Annotated in this window: 12 protein-coding genes; 9 read left to right on the top strand and 3 right to left on the bottom strand. The window is 36.3% G+C overall.

The window, feature by feature from the left end; translation table 11 throughout:
- The first annotated feature begins 125 nt into the window (after positions 1-125).
- The 3 genes from ABD692_RS15680 (at position 126) to ABD692_RS15690 (ending at position 5,850) form a co-directional block, all read left to right on the top strand.
- On the top strand, positions 126-1,322 hold the full coding sequence (locus ABD692_RS15680) for an anhydro-N-acetylmuramic acid kinase (RefSeq protein ID WP_344768449.1): 1,197 nt from the start codon (positions 126-128) through the stop codon (positions 1,320-1,322).
- A gap of 66 nt (positions 1,323-1,388) precedes the next feature.
- The gene (locus ABD692_RS15685; protein ID WP_344768450.1) at positions 1,389-4,526 is read left to right on the top strand and encodes a SusC/RagA family TonB-linked outer membrane protein; all 3,138 of its coding nucleotides are present in this window, start codon (positions 1,389-1,391) and stop codon (positions 4,524-4,526) included.
- Between the two features lie 19 nt (positions 4,527-4,545).
- On the top strand, positions 4,546-5,850 hold the full coding sequence (locus ABD692_RS15690) for a RagB/SusD family nutrient uptake outer membrane protein (RefSeq protein ID WP_344768452.1): 1,305 nt from the start codon (positions 4,546-4,548) through the stop codon (positions 5,848-5,850).
- A gap of 304 nt (positions 5,851-6,154) precedes the next feature.
- Here ABD692_RS15690 and ABD692_RS15695 read toward each other — a convergent pair whose 3' ends face one another.
- Positions 6,155-6,901 (bottom strand): DeoR/GlpR family DNA-binding transcription regulator, encoded by a 747-nt coding sequence (locus tag ABD692_RS15695; RefSeq protein WP_316754658.1) that lies wholly within the window; start codon positions 6,899-6,901, stop codon positions 6,155-6,157.
- A 235-nt stretch (positions 6,902-7,136) separates the two neighbouring features.
- Here ABD692_RS15695 and ABD692_RS15700 point away from each other — a divergent pair, with 235 nt between their 5' ends.
- The 4 genes from ABD692_RS15700 (at position 7,137) to ABD692_RS15715 (ending at position 15,137) form a co-directional block, all read left to right on the top strand.
- On the top strand, positions 7,137-10,235 hold the full coding sequence (locus ABD692_RS15700; protein WP_316754655.1) for a SusC/RagA family TonB-linked outer membrane protein: 3,099 nt from the start codon (positions 7,137-7,139) through the stop codon (positions 10,233-10,235).
- An 11-nt stretch (positions 10,236-10,246) separates the two neighbouring features.
- Positions 10,247-11,818 (top strand): RagB/SusD family nutrient uptake outer membrane protein, encoded by a 1,572-nt coding sequence (locus tag ABD692_RS15705; protein ID WP_316754653.1) that lies wholly within the window; start codon positions 10,247-10,249, stop codon positions 11,816-11,818.
- Positions 11,819-11,828: 10 nt separating this feature from the next.
- Positions 11,829-12,644, top strand: coding sequence for a DUF4397 domain-containing protein (locus ABD692_RS15710; protein ID WP_344768456.1), 816 nt, complete (start codon positions 11,829-11,831; stop codon positions 12,642-12,644).
- A gap of 102 nt (positions 12,645-12,746) precedes the next feature.
- Positions 12,747-15,137, top strand: a complete 2,391-nt coding sequence (locus ABD692_RS15715) for a T9SS type B sorting domain-containing protein (protein WP_344768458.1) — start codon at positions 12,747-12,749, stop codon at positions 15,135-15,137.
- Position 15,138: 1 nt separating this feature from the next.
- On the opposite strand, the gene ABD692_RS15720 is transcribed toward ABD692_RS15715, so the two are convergent.
- Both ABD692_RS15720 and ABD692_RS15725 read right to left on the bottom strand, forming a co-directional pair.
- Positions 15,139-17,568, bottom strand: coding sequence for a TonB-dependent receptor (locus tag ABD692_RS15720; protein WP_344768459.1), 2,430 nt, complete (start codon positions 17,566-17,568; stop codon positions 15,139-15,141).
- A 119-nt stretch (positions 17,569-17,687) separates the two neighbouring features.
- Positions 17,688-18,290 (bottom strand): porin family protein, encoded by a 603-nt coding sequence (locus tag ABD692_RS15725; RefSeq protein WP_344768461.1) that lies wholly within the window; start codon positions 18,288-18,290, stop codon positions 17,688-17,690.
- A 167-nt stretch (positions 18,291-18,457) separates the two neighbouring features.
- On the opposite strand from ABD692_RS15725, the gene ABD692_RS15730 reads away from it, so the two are divergent.
- Together ABD692_RS15730 and ABD692_RS15735 are read left to right on the top strand one after the other, a co-directional pair.
- Entirely contained in the window at positions 18,458-18,673 is a 216-nt protein-coding gene (locus tag ABD692_RS15730; protein WP_344768462.1) for a hypothetical protein, read from the top strand.
- 190 nt (positions 18,674-18,863) lie between these two features.
- Positions 18,864-20,555: a S41 family peptidase gene (locus ABD692_RS15735; protein WP_344768464.1), complete on the top strand. Its 1,692-nt coding sequence runs from the start codon at positions 18,864-18,866 to the stop codon at positions 20,553-20,555.
- Positions 20,556-20,557: the final 2 nt, after the last annotated feature.

Genomic DNA, 20,557 nt, shown 5'->3' on the forward strand with positions numbered 1-20,557 from the left:
AGTAAATATAACTAGTTATGCCCGATTTTAACAAAGGTTATTTACTTTTATTGCAACTATTTATCAAAAATTAGGTTAAAGCCCAAAACAAACGTTTGATTGTTTTGATTAAAAATCACTCACTTATGAACCCTCAGATAGAAAAACTATATACTAAAGCAAATAAAGCAAAACGCTTAATTATTGGTTTAATGAGCGGCACCTCTATGGATGGTTTAGATATTGCACTTTGCAGTGTAACAGGAAGTGGGATAAAAACAAATATTGAGGTTTTAGAATTTAAAACAGGTGATTTTTCTGATGACTTTAGAGCAAAAATAAAAGCAGTATTTTCCAAAAGACAAGTCGATTTACAATTAGTTTGCTTAATGAATGAACACATTGCCAATGTTCATGCAGCATTGATAAATGAAGCACTGAGCGAATGGGGTTATAAAAATGAAGATGTTGATTTTATTGCCAGCCACGGACAGACTATTTTTCATGCACCAAAATCTTTGCACAAAATGGATGAATATCCAAACGGAACCTTGCAAATTGGCGATGGTGATCATATTGCAGTTAAAACAGGAATTATCACACTTTCTGATTTCAGGCAAAAGCATTTGGCGGCAGGTGGTGAAGGCGCACCATTAGCTGTTTATGGCGATTTTTTAATGTTTTCTAAACAAGATGAAGATCGTGTAATGTTAAATATTGGGGGCATTGCTAATTTTACTTACTTGCCAGGTTCTTTAAATGCCAATGAAATTTTTTCTACTGATGTTGGCCCAGGCAATACCTTAATGGACCAGTATATGCAACAACATTATAATCAGTTTTACGATAAAAACGCCACAACTGCTCTAGCTGGCGAACTAAACAAGGAGCTGTTATCTACATTGCTCGATTGTGATTTTTTTGAAGTTGGCTTTCCTAAAACCACGGGTCCTGAATTATTTAATCTTGATTATCTGGTAAACGCCCAAAAAAAATCATCAACAGAAAACATAGAAAAAGAAAATGTGATGGCAACTTTGTGTCATTTCTCGGCAGAAACAATTTCAAATGCAATTAAAAAATGCTTTGGAAATGATGCATCCGCCTACATATTTATGAGTGGAGGTGGGATGCATAATCCCTTGCTTGTTCGTTTATTAAAATCAAAATTGCCGAATTGTATTTTTTCAACAACCAGCGATTTAAATATACATCCAGATGCTAAGGAAGCTGTTCTTTTTGCTGTGCTTGCAAATGAAACGCTTTGCGGAGGCCAAATAAACTTTGGTGAGAGACAAGGTGTACCGTCTATTTGCATGGGTAAGATTAGCCTTCCTGAATAAAATATTTTGTTTGTTGGGGATTTTACTAAATTTGTTTTTATCTAATCTTCACTAAATCCTAATTTTATGGAAAAAATTTACCTCAAATGGTCATCAAGATTTTTTGCAATTTTGATGATTCCACTTCTGTTGCTATTGTTTACAGGAATAGCAAGCGCACAAAATAAACGGTATAACATTACTGGAAAAGTAACAGAAGGCGCAACAAAAGATCCAATTCCTGGAGCTGTTGTCAAAATTTTAAATACGAGTTTAACAACCAGCACAACGGCCAATGGAAGTTACAGTTTTGCTGTAGATTTATCGGCAGGCAAATATCAGATACAAATTTCTTATGTTGGCTATAAAACATTAACCCAAACAGTTGATTTGGGCAGTAGTGATCAGGTGCAATTAAACGGCGCTTTAACTGGTGATGCTGTTGGTTTGGATGAAGTAATTGTAACAGGTACATCGCAAGGAACAACAAGAAAACAACTTGGTAGTTATGTGAGTACAGTTAAAGGTGATGATTTAAATAAAGCACCAAGTGGTAATGTTTTATCTTCTTTGCAAGGTAAAACTCCTGGAGCTCAAATTAGTCAAAACAATGGTGACCCTGCTGGAGGCATGTCGGTAAGGTTAAGAGGTATTAGTTCTGTTTATTCTTCTTCTGAGCCACTTTACATTATTGATGGTGTTATTGCAAACAATTCTACGACCAGAGTAACCAATACCTCTGGAAATTATGATGGTAATAATTTTGTCGGCTCTATTGGGCAAAATAGAATGGTTGATATTAGTCCATCAGATATTGACCACATTGAGATTTTAAATGGCGCAGCTGCGGCAGCTATTTACGGTTCAAGAGCAAACGCGGGCGTAATTCAAATTTTTACTAAAAGAGGAAAGACCGGAGAAACGCAGGTAAGTTTCAATACAAGCTTAACCATTAGCGAACTTAGAAAACAAATAGAGGTTAACCAAGCGCCACTTAAATTTGGTGGTTCTGTTAACGATTTTACTCAAGATATTATTCAAACGGTTGGTAATCCTGCAGTGTTATTAACCAATACAACTCCAGTAACACGTTATAATTATCAAGACTATATTTTTCAAACAGGTGTTGGAACTGATAATTCGGTTTCTGTATCTGGAGGTAACGATAATACAAAATTTTATACTTCGGCGGGTTATTTCAAAAATCAGGGTATTATAAAAAATACCGATTTTACCAGATATAATTTCAGAGCAAATTTAGATCAGAAAATTAACAACTGGGCTAGAATGACAGCAGGCTTCAATTACGTACATAGCGACGCAAATGAAAAACCTGATGGAAATTCATTCTTTTCGCCAATGAACTCAGTAACCATAATTGGTAACTTCCACGATATTTTTGCAAGAGATGCGCTGGGTAATTTACTAGCTGTTGGTGAGCGAGGTCGTGTTAACCCAGTTTCTGTTATTGAAGATATTAAGCAACGTCAGTTTTCTAATCGCATCATTGCGAACACAGGTTTAAAGCTAAATCCTGTTAAGAACTTAACGGTAGATTATACAATGGGTGTTGATAATACCATTCAGAATGGTACAACATTTATACCGCCATTTGCCTACAATGTAAGTACAGGCTTTTATGGTGGTGGTGCTACTTTAGATCCATCACTTAATGGTTATGCTAGTGCTGCAAATGCAACTACAACTTTGTTTAACAATGAGCTAAACTTTACTTACGATGCTAAATTAACGTCGCTTTTAAGTTCTACTACACAATTAGGTGGCTCATATCAGTATCAAAAAGATTTATACAGCTTACTTAATGGTAGAGGTTTAGCGCCTTTTGTAGAAACAGTTAATGGTGCAAGTTCAATTTTGCCAAACAATGATAGACGATCAGAATTTTCTATTTCTGGTGCATATTTGCAACAAAACTTCAAATACAAGGATCATTTATTCGTAACAGGAGCAGTACGTGTAGATCAATCTACTGTTTTTGGTGAAGATAACCGTACTCAATATTATTTAAAGGGGAATATCAGTTACGTGCCATCATCTGCAGATTATTGGAAGGATTTTGGCGTTAGTTCTTGGTGGAATGCCTTTAAAGTTAGAGCTGCCTATGGCGAATCGGGTAATTTAACTGGTATTGGTCCATACGATCGTTATAATGAATATACTTCAAGTTCTTATGTAGGAAAAATTTCTCTTGTTTCGAGTGGGCAGTTGGCTAACACAAATGTTAAGCCAGAGCGCCAAAAAGAATTAGAAGTCGGTACCGATATGGGTTTTTTTAATAACCGTTTAAGCTTAACATTTAGCTGGTACAATAAAAATGTGAAGGATTTATTAATCCCAGTGGTGGTTGCGCCAACAACTGGTTTCTCTAGCTTACTAGATAATGCAGGCTCAATTCGTAACCGTGGTTTCGAGTTAATGGTTAGTGGTGTGCCATTAAAAACTAAAGATTTCAGCTGGAACACAACTGTAATTTTTAACCGCAATAGAAATAAGGCCGTTGGTACTGGCGGTTTAAGATTGCTTTCAACTAACCCAGGTGCTCCAGTAGCCATTATCGATGGACAACCAATTGGTGTTTTTTACGGTACTTTCTTTGCCCGCAATGCGGATGGAAGCTTATTGACAAACGCAGCAGGCATTCCACAATTGGAGCGAGGTGTACAAACATCCTCTACTTCGTACACGGTTCAGCGTGATGCTAATGGCTTACCAAGTGGTACAACTTTACGTAAGGTTCTTGGCGATCCAAATCCAGATTATACAGCATCTTTTGTAAATGATTTTACTTACAAAAAGCTAAGCTTACACATTCAGCTGGATGCTGTACACGGCGGTGAAGTTTGGAACGCAGATTGGCGTACCAGACAAGGTGTTGGAAACGGTAAAGTTGCAGAACAAGAAGATTTAGGTCAATTACCAAGAGGTTACATTGCTGGTGTTTATGCAACCGAGGAATGGCGGATAGACGATGGCTCTTTTGTTAAATTAAGAGAAATTTCATTGAGCTATAATTTAGGTAAAGTTTCATTTGTAAAAGACCTAACGGTTAACGTTAGTGGCAGAAATTTAATTAGCTGGGATAATTACAAAGGTTACGATCCAGAGTTAAACTCTGGAGGGCAATCAACTATTTTAAGAAATATCGATTTTGGTTCGGTGCCAATTCCTCGCACATTTTCTTTGGGTTTACAGGCTAAATTTTAATTCTTAAAAATTAATCGTTATGGAAATTATCAAAACAAAATATTTCTCTTTTATGGTAATGATTGCAGCCTCGTCTGTGCTGTATTCATGCAAAAAAGAATATAAAGACCCTAATGGGGCAATTGCTGCCGATGTTTTGGCATCATCAAAAGGTTTAACGGGTGTGTCGGTTGGTTTGCAAAGGGTTTATACGGTTAGCAGACCTGGCTTACTTTTTAACTCGATTACAGCAAATGGATTTGTAACCAATGAAGTGCTTTTACGTAATTCTGGAAATATTCCAGAATTGCAATTAAGTACAGGAGGTAGCGCTGTTGATGGAACAAATTCCATTTTACTAAACTTATGGACAAATGCAAATAAAATTGTTTACGATGCGGATAATGTAATTGTTAACTCGGCACTTTTAGCGGACAAAAATTATGCTGCTGGTTTAATTGCTTATTCGAGTATTTTTAAGGCAATGGCTATTGGCAATATGTCTCAATATTGGGAAAAGGTTCCGTCTTCAATTGGGGCTAATGTTTCTTTTGTAACACGTGTAGAGGGTTTTAATAAGGCAATTGGTGTTATCGATAATGCACTTGCAGTTATTGCTGCTAATCCAATGAGTGCAACATTTTTAGCACAAATTCCTGCAGGGATTGATATCACGAATACGCTATATGCCTTAAAAGCAAGATATGCGTTATTTGCTGGAAACTTTACGCTGGCTTTAACTGCCGCAAACCTGGTTGATTTAACCAAAAAATCATCTTTTAATTTCGATGCCATAACCCTTAATCCGATTTTTGAAATATCAACATCAACAAATAACGTGTTTCAACCAACGGATGCAAATTTGGGCTTAACAGGTGTTAATATTCCAGATGCAGCAGATAAGCGTGTTGGTTTTTACACTACAACTGCTACAACAGCGCCAACTGTACGTATCAATGGTTTTGGGGCGGCTGTTTCAACCCCTTTTCCAATTTATTTACCTGGTGAGATTACTTTAATTAAAGCAGAGGCTTATGCTCGTCAGGCTACACCGAATTTGAGTAGTGCATTAACAGAACTTAATAAGGTTGTTACTAAAACTGCGGCTGCGGATCCATTCGGAGTTGGAGCTGCCTTGCCCGCCTTAACAGGAACATATACACAACAACAACTGCTAGATCTTATTTATAAAAATCGCTGTATAGAACTCTATATGTCGGGTTTAAAACTTGAAGATATGAGAAGGTTTAATCAACCACTTACGGATAGAAAAAGGAATTTTTTCCCTTATCCTTTCCAGGAAAGAGATAATAACCCAAATACACCAGCAGATCCACCTTTTTAAATAACAAGAGCGCTCCTAATACGAGCGCTCTTCGTTTTTATTGCCTGTCATTATTTAATAGTAGCCAGCTTTGTTTTGCTTAATTATTAAGCTAATCTCAAACCTGTTAGATGGTATTTTTGTGGGGATCAAGTGCATGTCAAGTCTATAGCAAGTCCATGTTTTTCGGTAAAAAGACGGACTTATTATTTAGTGTTCTTATTTTTACTTGGAACAAGCCCCCACTATAACCACCAGATGAATGGGCTTATCTATGAAGATAGATGCCAGTTTTATTAGCGATGATCAACCCCAGGTTTACTGATTAAAGAATGTTAATGTTTTTTACACCATAACCAGCAAGCGCTTCATCATTTTGATCTAACTCTGTGATGAGATAACTAATACTTTCAATAGGGCAAACTTTTAACCTCAACGAAATGTCGAGTTTTTCTGAAATGCATAGCACAGCTGATTTTTTTGAAGCAGCCAACATCGCTTTTTTCAATTGATTAATTTCCCAGTCGGTGTCTGTTAATCCCTCTTCTGGATGAATTGCGCTTGTTCCCATCAGGCATAAATCAACTTTAATATCTGATAGTTGACCAATAACATGTCCACCATAAGTAATTTGAGAGGTTTTAGAGAAAAGTCCCCCTATTAAAATCACTTCAATATTGTTGTATTTTGCCAGTTCTACTGCTACAAGCGGACTAAGCGTAAAAAAAGTGGCTTCCAGATTCTCTGGGAGTTGTTTTACAAACTCCAGGATGGTTGTTCCGCCACCAGTTAATACAACCATGCCATCTTTTATAAGGCTTGTTGCTTTTTTTGCGATAACAATTTTACTATCTCTTGCATATACCGTGCTATCATCGAACGATGAATGATAAGATTTCGATAAAGCACCACCATGCACTTTAAAAAGACGGCCCTGATCAACAAGTTCTTGTAAGTCTCTTCGGATGGTATCTTCCGAAACATTTAGCAATTGAACTAAATCGGATGTGAGCACCCGATTGTGCAGATTGATTTGTCGCATGATAAAATCATGGCGTTCTTTTTTCAGCATAGTTGTGATTGGTTTACGCTAATGTAAAAATTATTTTAATTATTTGCGTGTTTTTGCGGTTTTGTGCAATTATATTTTGTTTCAGACTAGTAAATAGTTTGTTAAATTGTTTCATTTAATAAAAAACATTTATCATATTAGCTAAATAATTAAAAACGTGCGTTATTGTGCGTGTTTTTTTTAGCTAACTAACTATACAAACAACAAAACTTTTACTAACCATTACTGGCAGTTTATGAAAAAAAAGCTACTCTTAGTTTTTATCGGTACGTTTTTGTTGCTGGCTCATGCCATTGCGCAGCAAATAACCGTTACTGGTCGGGTTACGTCGTCTGACGGGCCTATACCTGGTGTTTCCATTAAAATAAAAGGAGGCACATTGGTATCTCAAACGGGTGCTGATGGTAATTATTCCATCAAAGCATCTAAAACTGATGTACTAACATTTTCTTATATTGGTTATACAACCGTAGAAAGAAGTGTTGGGAACAACACCACAATTAATGTTTCACTTCAATCAGATGCAAAAGGATTGGATGAAGTTGTAATTACTGCACTGGGTAATACTGTTAAGAAACGTGAGCTGGGGACTTCTCAGCAAACTGTTTCTGGAGCAGCAATTGCAGAAACACAACGTGAAAATTTTATAAACGCTTTGCAAGGACGGGTTGCGGGGGTTGAGGTAACCAGTTCATCAGGTGTTCCTGGAGCGTCCTCATCAATTACAATTCGTGGGGTAAGTTCAATCAGCGGAAGTAATCAGCCATTAATGATAGTGGATGGTTTACCCATTGATAATAAAACCTTAAATACTTCTGCATTTGTATCTGATGCAAGCTCTAATACTGCATTCAGCAACAGAGGTGTGGATTTTACCAACCGTTCGGCAGATATTAACCCTGAAGACATAGAGAGTTTGGTTGTGTTGAAAGGTCCTGAGGCAGCAGCACTTTATGGTATTGATGCAGCAAATGGAGCTATCGTAATTACAACCAAAAGAGCTAAAGCGGGTGCTGGAGCAATAAATTACAGTAATAGTTTCCGTGTAGAAACGACAAGAAATTACCCTGAAATTCAGAAACAATATGGATTGGGTGGCTCTGGTGTTCCAGGATCAGTTTCTGTATTAAACGGAGTTTATCAGTATTTTGGCCCAGCCTATCCAGCAGGAACACAATTTTACGACAATGTTAAAGATTTTTTCCAGACTGGATTTACTCAAAAGCATAATTTATCTTTTGAAGGTGGTTCAGATAAAGTAAATTATCGTATATCTTCATCATATACCGATCAGGGTGGTGTAGTTCCAAATTCAGCTTATCAAAGAATCAATTTGACTGGTGCTTCTCAAGGGATTGTGAATAGCTGGTTAAAAACAGATTTATCAATGAACTATAGTTATTCGGTAAATGATCAGCCTTTAAAAGGTAGTATTGGACCATTATTGGGTTTATTGGCTTGGCCTCAAACCAACGATGCTAGTGATTATTTAACGCCAGCTGGAACCAGAAAGTTATTAGCTTTTGGCTCTGCAGGTAATGCAGAAATTGATAACCCTTATTTTAATGTAAATAAGAACATCATCAATTCAAAAACCAATAGAATCATTTCAAATTTAGGTTTAACGATTACTCCATTTAGCTGGGTAAATATTAAAACAAATATTGGTATAGATTCATACACCAACCAAAACTTAATTGTTCGTCACCCTGAGAGTGCTTCTGCATTTAGTCGTGGTGGTACAATCGATGTGGCAAATGATGTTACAAGGAATGTTAATCTTCAAAACTTAATCAACTTTAATAAGCAAAAGCTTACCAAAGATATATCTTTCGATGCAACTTTAGGTAATTCCTTACAGAACCTAAAATCGAATGTTGATGCAGGTTATGGTGAAGGTTTCTTAGATCCGAACTTTAACTCATTAAATAATGTTGCGACTAAATTAGTTAGAACTTCAATTACTCAACGTCGTCTGGTAAGTTTCTTTGGTAGGGCAACTTTCGATTACAAAAACTATCTATTCTTGACAGGAACCATCAGAAATGACCGTACATCTACCATCCCAATTGATCGCTATTCTTTCTGGTATCCTTCAGTTCAAGGTAGTTTTGTTTTTACTGATGTGCCTGCTTTTAAAGGGCTAAAAAATGTTTTTTCTTATGGTAAATTAAGAGCGGCGTATGCAAACGTTGGTAAGGATGCAAGACCATATGCTTATGTACCAACATTAGAAAATAAAACAACTGCAAATGGTGGTTACGGCTATGGTTTTACTGGTCCAAACCCTGGTTTAAAACCTGAATTTGCAAAATCTTACGAATTTGGAACGGAATTGGGATTCTTTAATAACCGTTTAGGATTAGATGTTACCGTTTATCGTAAAGAAACAACTGATCAGATCGTAAATGATATCAGAAGCAGTTATGCAACTGGATTTATCCTGTTAAATTTAAACGGTGGTTCTACCAGGAATGAAGGTCTTGAGGTAACCTTAAGAGGAACACCTGTTAAAACAAAAGATTTTAATTGGGATGTGTTAGCTAACTTCGAATCTGCCAAAGGCAGAGTATTGTCATTGCCAAACGCTTTACCTGAATCTTATGTATCAGATACCTGGTTATATGCAAATGTTCGTAATGGTAACACACCAGGAAATTCGACCCGCTCATTAACGGGTTTATTTTACCTACGTAACCAGCAAGGACAATTATTAATTAATCCAACTACTGGAGTTCCTGTTCGTTCTACTACATTTCTTGAAGGTGGTTATGATAGACAGCCAGATTTTACCATTGGTTTAACCAACACGTTTACTTATAAAAATATGTCGCTATCTTTCTTACTTGATATTAGAAAAGGCGGGGATGTTTTAAATGCAACTCAACACTTTTTAACTACGGTAGGATTGAGTACAAATACTGTAGATAGAATGACACCAAGAATTATTCCAGGGGTATTGCAGGATGGTAAAGAAAACAGTGCAAATCCAACAGTTAATAATATTGCTTTTGTTCCTTATTATCAAAACACGTTTTATTCTACAGCGAGTGAGGAATTATTTATAGAGAAAGATATTAACTGGATCAGACTGCGTGATGTTACTTTCAATTACAGATTACCGCAAACCTTACTTAAGAAACAAAGTTTCGTTAAAAGTGCGAGTGTGTTTGTTACGGGAACAGATCTATTCTTAATTACAAATTACACAGGTTTAGATCCTGTTGTTAATGGTAATACTGCTGCGGTTGGTGGTTCTGGTGCTTCTGGTATTGATTACGGGAACTTCCCAATGCCAATTGGCTTAAACTTTGGAATTAGGATTGGATTATAATAGAAAAGATTATGAAAAAAATATATTTAATATTACTAACAGGACTTCTGTTCTCTGTTAGTGGTTGCAAAAAATATCTGGATGTAAATACCAATCCGAATGCACCGCAAACGGTAACGGCAAATTTATATCTATCTCCAATGATACATTGGATGGTTACGGCACCTCAATATGATGGTCGTTTTATTGGGAGGTATACGCAAAACTGGACTTCAACAAGCGCAGGTACTACCTGGGATTTACAAGGATATGATCCTGCATCAGACAACGGAGCGGAGCTTTGGAGAGACGTTTACTGGAGTTTTGGTCAGAATTTGGTTGATATGAACACTAAAGCTGAAGCAGAGCAACGTTGGGATTTATTAGGTGTTGGTCAAATTTTAAAAGCATGGGGCTGGCAAGCATTAACGGATGTTCACGGAGAAATCATTGTTAAACAAGCCATAGATCCGACGAAATACTTGTTCGATTACGATACACAAGAATATGCTTATCAAGAAGTACAACGCTTATTAACGGCTGCGATTGCTAATTTGGCAAGGACAGATGGTGCAGTTGATGCTGCTTTCTTAGGTAAAACAGATATACTTTATAAAGGTGATCGTGCTAAATGGACAAAGCTTGCTTACGGAATGCTTGCCTTAAACTTAAACCATTATAGTAACAAGGCAGGCTATAAACCTGATGATGTAATTGCCGCGGTTGATAAATCTTTTGCAAGCAACGCTGATGACGCATTAATGGCATATCCAGGCATTACAGGTAATGATGACCGGAACTTTTTAGGCCCAACAAGGGGTAACATGCAAACCTACAGACAAACACCTTTTATTGTGAACCTAATGAATGGAACACAGTTTACAGGTGTTGTAGATCCACGCATGAGCAGAATGCTTTCACCTGCACCAGATGGTGTTTACAGAGGAATAGTAACTGGTGCTGGGACAGCCGCTTTTACAGCTAGTCAATTACCAAATAATTTGTGGAATATTGCTTCTATTGCCGCACCAGCTGCAAATACACAGGGACGTTATATCTTTTCTGATAAATGTAAATTACCTGTAATGACTTATGCTCAGTTACAATTTATTAAAGCAGAGGCTGCATTTAAAAAAGGAGATAAAGCAACTGCTTTAACTGCTTATACCAATGGTGTTTCTGCATCTATCGATTTTGTAAATGCAAGAAACATAGAGGATAATCAGTCGCCGACTCAAATTTCAAGTGCAGAAAAAACTGCATACATGAGTTCTACTGCCATTATTCCTTTAACTTCAGCAGATTTAACTATTACACAAATTATGTGTCAAAAGTATATTGCACAGTGGGGTTGGGGGCATTTGGAAACGTGGATGGATATGAGAAGATACCATTACACAGATGCTGATCCAGTTACAGGCAAGCAGGTGTATTTAGGTTATGTTTTTCCAACTGCCTTGTATTCGGATAATGCTGGAAAACCAGCTTATAGAATTCGCCCACGTTATAACTCTGAATATGTTTGGAACCGTGCTGCTTTAAATGTAATTGGCGGATTAGCGACAGATTATCATACTAAACCAACATGGATTATTCAACCTTAATTAGCTCATTATGAAAATAAAATATATAGGTCTGCTGACGGTTGTGTTAGCATCAGTTTTTAGTTTTTCATGTAAGAAAGACAACAGTATCCAGACCATTGATGTGCCTTTGGATCTTGCAAACAATGCAAGAATAAAATACTTCAATTTTGCAGCTGGAGCCCCTTCTGTAAACTTTTACGCAAATGGCACCAAAGTATCAGGAATTTTAAGTGCGACAGGTGCAGAAAATGCAGCAGGAACTGGATACGGTGCTGTTTTTCCTACATCGAATTACAGTGTTATTGCAGGAGGTACCTATAAAATTAATGGTATTGTCCCGTCAACAGCTACCGCTAATCCAAATGTTTCCATATCGGAATTGAGCCAAGCGTTAACAAATGGAAAATACTATTCATTTTACACCAGCGGTATATATAATAGTACAACCAAAACTGCTGAATCATTTGTAATCGAAGATGTACTACCTGCTTCAACGGAAAGCAATACGGTTTCGTATGTTCGTTTTGTAAATGCAATTCCAAATGGAACTTCGGGTATGAATTTAATTATAAAAAATGCAGTTACATTGGCTGAAACAGTAGTAGCAACCAATATTGGTTACAAAACAGGTTCAGCGTTTATTGCTGTACCGATTGGTAGTTACGAACTTTATGTAAGATATCCTTCATCTGCTACTAATATTATTTCCAGAAATGGAACTACTAACGGTGTTGTTGCCCTTTTAGGTGGACGAACACTTACTGTAGGCGCAAGAGGCGATATGACAGTTACTTCGGCAACGGCAACAAACAGGCCATTGCTTGATGCAACATCTAATCAATAGTGCCTTAGCAAAAGTTTTAAAGTCCCGATGCAAATCGGGACTTTTTTGTATTTAAGCAATTCTGAAATATTTGTATCTTGTTTTACATCTGTCTTTTAGTAAATGAAAATTGGGTTTGTTTTCTTGATTTTATGTTTCCTCTGCATAAGGAGCAAGGCAGCTGTTTTCACTGTAGCTAATAACTCAAGCACAGGTGCTGGCTCTTTAAGGCAAGCCATTTTAGATGCCAATGCGAACGGAAATATAACAATGGATTTTATCTATTTCAATATTCCCTCAAGCATTCCAGGCGATGTAACCATTAATCTTACTTCAGAGCTACCTGCGCTTAGCCCAAACATTACGATTGATGGCACAACTCAATCCAATCAATTATTAGGGAGCGCTAGTATAAAAGTTAGACTGGTTCGTGCATCAGGGGCTTTTTACAATGGTTTTATTATCGATGGGGTAGACAATATTCAGATTTATGGAATTTACTTTAGTAATTTTCTATCCGAAACTGGTGTTCCAGCCGATGAAAGAAAGGCTGGTGTTTTTTTGAAAAATGCTTCACATGTAATCATTGGTGCACCAAATAAAAGTAATGGTTTTGGTGGAAATTATACCTCGATTATTTCACCAACATCCATTAATATTCTGGAAGATATAACCATTTCTTCAAATATTATTGGTTTAGATGCAACAGGCCAGAGCCCTGCAAGTAATTTTGTTGGTATAGATTTAAGCTACTTACGAAACTCAACAATCGGAGGTATAGATGCAAGTTTTGGCAATATTATCAGCGCCAATTCAAATGCAGTTTCATTGGGAGGCCTAAGTGGAAATATTAATGTTGCATTTAATACGATTGGATTTAATATTAACAAAACAACTACTTTTCCCGCAATACAATCGACAGGTATTTTTGCCAATGGTGAAACAGTAAATCTTACAATTGCAGATAATTATATTGCTGCCCAGTTTAAGGGGATTAAGCTTGATAACATTAAAAATAGATATATCTTAAGGCATAATGTTCTTGGTACTGGATTAAACGCAGAGAATTATGGAAATACAAAATATGGTATCGAACTATACAATTGTGGTGCTGGAACTATTGGTGGCTTGAGTTTAAGTGATCAAAATACTATTGCTTATAATGAACTTGCCATTTTGGTAGATTTTTCTTACCCAGTTAGTATTCTTAAAAACAGTATTTATTGCAACACCAAATCGGCCATAGAATTTAAGGATATTCCTCCTGATAAATTGATAACTCAATCAAAAATTGGAGTAATTACCCCAAATTTTGCGACTGGAACCTACCTTCCTAATTCAATTATCGAACTTTTTTACGATGATGAGTGCCCTGACTGCCAAGGCAAAGTATGGCTTGCGTCTATACCAACCAATGCGGATGGAACCTGGCAATATAACGGGCCGATTATTGGCGGACTGACCAGTACTGGAACAAATGCCGACGGTGCAACTTCTTCATTTTCTAAAGCCCTAATCAATGATGCTAATAAGATTATAACTGATGTTTTTTGCTCTGCTACTAATGGTAGCATAACCAATTTAAGCATTACTGATGCCAGTGTTTTTAAATGGTATAATTCATCTAACCAACTGGTGGGTAATGATAAAGACCTAAAGAATGTCGCTGCGGGGACTTATTACTTAAAAGCAGGCCAACCTGGAGGCTGCGAATCTATCTCAGTCAATTATACAGTTAAGAACACAGATCTAATTTTCAAGGCAAAAATGGTTGACATCAAACCAGCAAGCTGTAGGAATAAAAATGGCTCAATAAGTATACTGGCTTACGAAACTCAAACTCCAATTGTTTTCAGTTGGACTGATAATGCAGGAAACGAGGTTAGTCGTACAGAAAATTTAACAGATGTGTTTCCAGGAAACTATACCTTAACCGCCTCGAATGGGAATAATTGTACAAATGTAGTTGGGGTTTTTAGTGTTGGATCAACCGAATTGCCAATAATCAATGTGTCAAAGATGCAGCAATTTATAAGTTGTGATGGCAAAACGGTGAGCACATCAGCTATTGAGGTTATTGGAAGTACGGGGCCATACATTTATAATTGGCTTGATGCAAATGGTAACAACGTTTACCAAGGGCTGAATATTCAGGGAACAAAGCCTGGGAAATATATTCTGAGTATAACCGATAAATTTGGATGCTCTGTAAATACAGAAACTATTGATTTCACACAATTAGAAAACAAAACACTGCAAATTCCGAATTCTATAACACCGAATGGCGATGGTATAAATGATACCTGGAAAATTATTGGGGCTTCCAATTATCCTGATGCTGAATTTTATGTTTTTAATCGCAATGGCGATAAAATATATTATTCAAAAGGTTATGTTAAAGATTTTGATGGTACTAAAAATGGTAAACCATTATCGGTTGGAGTGTATTATTATATGATTGATTTAAAAACCGATTGTGGTAAACTCAGTGGTAGTTTAACTATTGTGAAATAATTTATTTAACCTCATAATAATAAACTGAGCGGCCAATTTGCCCATCGGCATTAATCCCTTCCAGCACAACCTTATATTTTCCAGTGTAATCAGAATTGAAAAAGGAAAGTTCAGTTGCTTTTTCAGTCGAGGTTATTACATTGGGATTCCAATAAACGGCTTTTCTGAAATCTTTATTGCTTAAATTGGCGGCATTGTAAACTGGCGAATAAAAGGTTCTATACTTTTGATAGCCTAAAACAGAGATAGGAAAAATCCCCTTTGCTATTTTACTCAAAGCATCGTTTGAATGGTCTCTGCCTCTTTTACTTGTAATGATAATTACCCCTCCAGATGTATTATACAGCCCCGCCGAAGTTCCTTTTAAGATTTCGATACTTCCAACATCATTGGGGTTTATATCACTAATATTAAAGTTTTCCTGATCTACCTCTACTCCATCAAAAATGACCATCATTGGCGGCGGTGGAGGAGGAATTCCTTGCCCAGGATCTGGGATTTCTCTTGAATAAATTTTTCCTTGAAAAGTTTTAAGCCCGTTTACATGGTTTAATAGATAGGTACTTACATCGTGCGTGGTTTCCAAATCTTTTGCCAGCACAATAACATCTGCTCTGCCTGGTCCATTCAAATTCGCCGATTCTTTTATTGGTCCTGGTTTCTTGGCCACTACATTTACCTCATCGAGATTAATTCCCTTTGATTTGTAGAATAAGGCATCAAGTTGTTTGTTTTCTGTTGGAGTTGCAATTAATTCTTCGATTAAAAAATCTTGCCCAGAAGGAATTGATTTTCGATTGGAAACGGGTTGCACTTCAAGACCAAGAACAGTTATTTTTAAGTTTTTCTTTTCCTTTTGGGTGTTCGTCGAAAGTACAAAATTAGAGGTGTCAATCAGGTTCAAATCTTTAAAACTAAAATAACCAGCCGTATCTGTTTTAGTTTGAAGTATGGTTTGCCTTAGCCCTGATTGGAATAAGGTGATCATTCCATTTGCGTAAGGTTTACCATTTGTTTGCATTACATTTCCTTTTAATTCGTTTTCTATATTATACAGCTCATTTACTAAAGGAAGTTTTTTAGACAGTTCATTTTTCCAAGAAAACTTTCTCCAGCCCTGTGTAATCAACAGATTATCTAGTTGTTGTTTCCTGTTTTCGTCTCCTGGCTTATTAAAATAATAGTTAGGCTTTTCAATAAGCCCTTTTAAATCCGAAGTAAGTAATAACTCGGAGAAAATCGAAGGCTCATCATCATCCTCTATTGGATATTCTGTTGCGTTGTAAACAGATAACGAAAGGCTGCCAATTTCATTTTTATCATCCTGGTTTTTTAAAATAATATTCATTTTGGCGAGCTCTTTTTTAGCAAAGAGGCTTTTAACATCGGTTTCAATTTTTAGGGCATCTTCGTGATCGACAAAAATTAATCGTTCTGCAACAGGAAGATTGTCGGTGTCAAATAAAGTAAACTGAACAATTCCCGAATAAAATTTATCAGCAGGAATCGAAATGTTTATTGCTGAATTTTTCATTTCGGGCTTGGAGATGTATCTGGTTACGCCATCTTGTGCTCCAATTAATATTAAGGTTCCCTTATTTACAACATCTGCCGAGCATGAAATTTTTAAAAGAAGACTATCTTTTGTTGTGCTTAAGTTGAGTATGTAGCCTGTAGTTTTAGGTAAGGGTAATTCTATCTTATTTGTTTTGCCGTCGGCAAAGGTAATCTCAGCATGATATCTTCTCATTGCCTCTGGGGTAAATTCAAAATTACCCATTCCTAAATGATCGGTTTTTATCGTACCGATTAGCTTTCCCTTTTCATCCGATATTTGCCCCTTTGCATCAATGGCAAGTCCGTTTGGAGCCGTAGCTTTGAAACCAACTCTGGTCTTTAATCCCGAAACTAAATCCCCTCCTTCTGGAAAGAATTGAAAACTACTATTTCCTGTTAAAGGTTTATTAACTTTTTCAGATTTACCTTTAATCTGAAAACTTTTTTGATACTCATAAGCCTGTCCAAAACTTTTCATCTGATCAGTATAAGCTCTTAAAACATAGTTACCTGATTTTAATGAATCGGAGAGATTGATGTAGCCGTCTGATAAGCCAAAGCTGAGTTTGTTTTTGATTTGACGGATAATATTTCCAGAAGGATCCACTAGATCGATGTTTAAGTTTTTACTGATGTTGGATGGGCGATTTAGATTTGCATTAACCACATAAGCCTTGAACCAAACGGTATCGTAAGCCATATAAAATGGTTGGTTTAAGTGTAAGTGAATTTTTTCTACCTGATTTTTTTCTAACAGTTTTTTATACACCAATAACTTTGAAATAACGTTTTCTTGAGCATTAGTCGTTGAAACGGTAACCAGCAGAGCTATAATCACTAGAAATTTAACTGTGGTTTTAAAATAAGATTCCATGAGCGTAGAATGTTAGTTGAGAAATAAAAATAATGATTTATTAATTAACTCATCGAATTATTTAAAACCACAAAAGGCAGCCATTTGGCTGCCTTTTGTGAACTATTCATTCTGTGTTATTACAAAATTTTAAATCCTAAACTCAATTGGAACAAGTTCGGTTTCTGTGTATATTTTTCACTTTTACTGATGTTTGTTAAACCAGCTTCGTAACGTAAATCAACTGAGATACTACCTACATCAACACCTGCGCCAGCCTGAACACCGAAAGCCTGGTTTTTGTAATTACTAAAATCTGTCGCTTCTTGGTAAGCCGAACTAAATGTCGAGCTATCATCTAAAACAAGTGATAGAACAGGTCCTGCCATAATACGGAAGTTTAGATTTTTAGCACCAAACTTTGTTCCTAGTAAAACAGGAATATCTAATGTGGTGAATTTCACTTTTCCTTCAGCAGCAACTTCAGTATTGCTGTTGTTGGTAAAGCTGATAAATTTATTGCCCTTGCTGCCAATGTAGGCCTCTGGTTGTACGTAGAAACTTGCGCCACCAATACGTGCCCAAGCTCCAACCTGGTAGCCTAAACGATTTTCTTCACTTGCAAAATCAGCATTAAGTTTAGCAAGGTTTACACCCGCCTTAATCCCGAGATTGAAAGTTTGAGCCTGAGCAGTAGCCCAGCCGATCGATAGGAAAACAATAGAGAAGATGAGTTTTTTCATTTTTTTTGAGTTTAAATTTGTGAGTTTTATTCCTTTAGTGTTTATAACGCACTTTTAACACAATTATCATGCTAAAGTAAACTGCTTTTAATCTTTTTTTAAAAATGCATGGAAAAGCTACCCATCAGCCATAAATATTTTTACTTTTGCATTAAATCAATTTAGAAATGGCAAATTTTCAACTAACAAAAGATAACGCAGAAAAAGTTAAGATTAAGTTCTTTAGAAAGTATCGTGATCTTGTTAATGAACCTTTAGAATTTGTGCCAGGTGGCGAAGATAAATTGGTTGAAGATATTATGCGACTTGTTAAACGCGATCGTACCTACGTTGAGTTTACGCTACAAAAGGCGCTTGCGGATACTAAAGGCAACAGACTTTAATCTCTTTCTATTTTATTATTTCGTGTTTTAAAATCTTATTCAAAAAGTAACGATTAATTTATGCTTTTGGCCGTATAAGCTGTTTTTAATCTTTATCTCTTTTTGTACATTTACCTTTTGTACTTTGCTAATCAATATAAATAGTTGCCGATAAATTCATCGTGCTATTTTGTTTTCAAGAAATAAGGGAATGAAGAAATTTAAATATGCAATTGTTGCAGCCGTATTCAGTATTGCTGCTGTATCCTTTTCTTTTAAAGAGGATTTATTTCTGGTTTCTAAAAACCTCGATATTTTTGCTTCCCTGTATAAAGAAATCAATATAAATTATGTTGATGAAACCAGTGCGCCTGAACTAATGAGGACAGGTATCGATGCGATGTTGGAAAGCCTTGATCCATATACTGAGTATGTTCCAGAATCGGAAATTGAAGATTACAAACTTAAATATGTAAGCACGCAATATGGTGGTATTGGTGCAGGAACGGTTTTAATTGAGGGTAAGCTATTTGTAAGCGAAATAAGTGAAGGCTACCCAGCAAATAAAGCCGAAATTAAAGCAGGCGATCAGGTAATAAAGATCAACAATATTGACATTAAAGGTAAGGACAGAGCACAAATAAGTCAGTTGTTACGTGGTCCAAAAGGTACTGTTGTAGATTTAGCCATTATTAGAGATGGAAAAGAAATAGCCAAGAAATTAACCCGTGAGGAAATTAAACAACCAAATGTTTCGTATTCGGGCATGGTTGGTGATGGTATAGGTTACATTAAACTGGATAAGTTTCTCGAAAACTCAGGACAAGAAGTTAAGGATGCATTAGTGAATATCAATAAAGAAAACCCCAAAGGCATCGTACTCGATTTAAGAAATAACGGTGGTGGAATTTTACAGGAGGCCGTAAAAATTGTAAATCTTTTTGTAGATCGAGATCAGTTGGTTGTAACGCAGAAAGGTAAGAATGTAGAGAAAACCATTACTTATAAAACACAAATTCCTCCAATTTCGCCAACGGTACCGCTGGTTGTTTTGGTTAATGGAAATTCGGCATCTGCTTCGGAAATTGTAGCAGGTTCCTTACAGGATTTAGATCGAGCAATTGTAATCGGTCAGCGTAGTTATGGTAAAGGTTTAGTACAACAAACCTTTAATTTACCTTACAACAGCTTAGTTAAGGTTACCGTAGCTAAATACTATACGCCATCGGGCAGATGTATTCAAAAATTAGATTATGCACATAAAAATTCTGATGGTATTGCAGAGCGTTTTGCCGATTCAACGGTAACCATGTTCCAAACTAAGGCAGGTAGAAACGTATATAGTGGCAACGGAGTTTATCCTGATGTGGTTGTTGATGCACAAAAATTAAGTCCGATTACGATTACCATGCTTAATAAAAGTATGTTTTTTAATTATGCAAATCGATATAAAAAGGAAAAACCAAGCTTGGCATCAGCAAAAACATTTCAAATTACCGATGCCGATTATAATGCTTTTGCTGCATCGCTGGCAGATAAGGATTTAAGTTATCAAAGTAGAACGGAGCGTTTGCTTACCGAATTGCGATACGAAGCAGATAAAGAAAATAAAACTGCAGAGGTTATGGCCGATTTAGAAAATTTAAAGAACAAGCTAACTTCTGCAAAGAAAACCGATTTGGCTAATCACAAAGCGGAAATAAAAAAGGTGCTCGAAACCCAAATTGTTAGTCGCTATTTCTATGAAAAAGGCAGAATAGAGCAAAGTTTTCAATACGATAAGGAGTTGGCTGCAGCTAAAACACTTTTTACCAACCAAACTCAAATGCTGGCAATTTTAAAAGGTGATGGAAGCTATAAAATAATTGGTAAACCTGTAAAGGAAGCAACCATTGTAGATTAATA

The organism is Pedobacter ginsengiterrae, from assembly GCF_039537385.1.
Classification (GTDB): Bacteria; Bacteroidota; Bacteroidia; order Sphingobacteriales; family Sphingobacteriaceae; genus Pedobacter; species Pedobacter ginsengiterrae.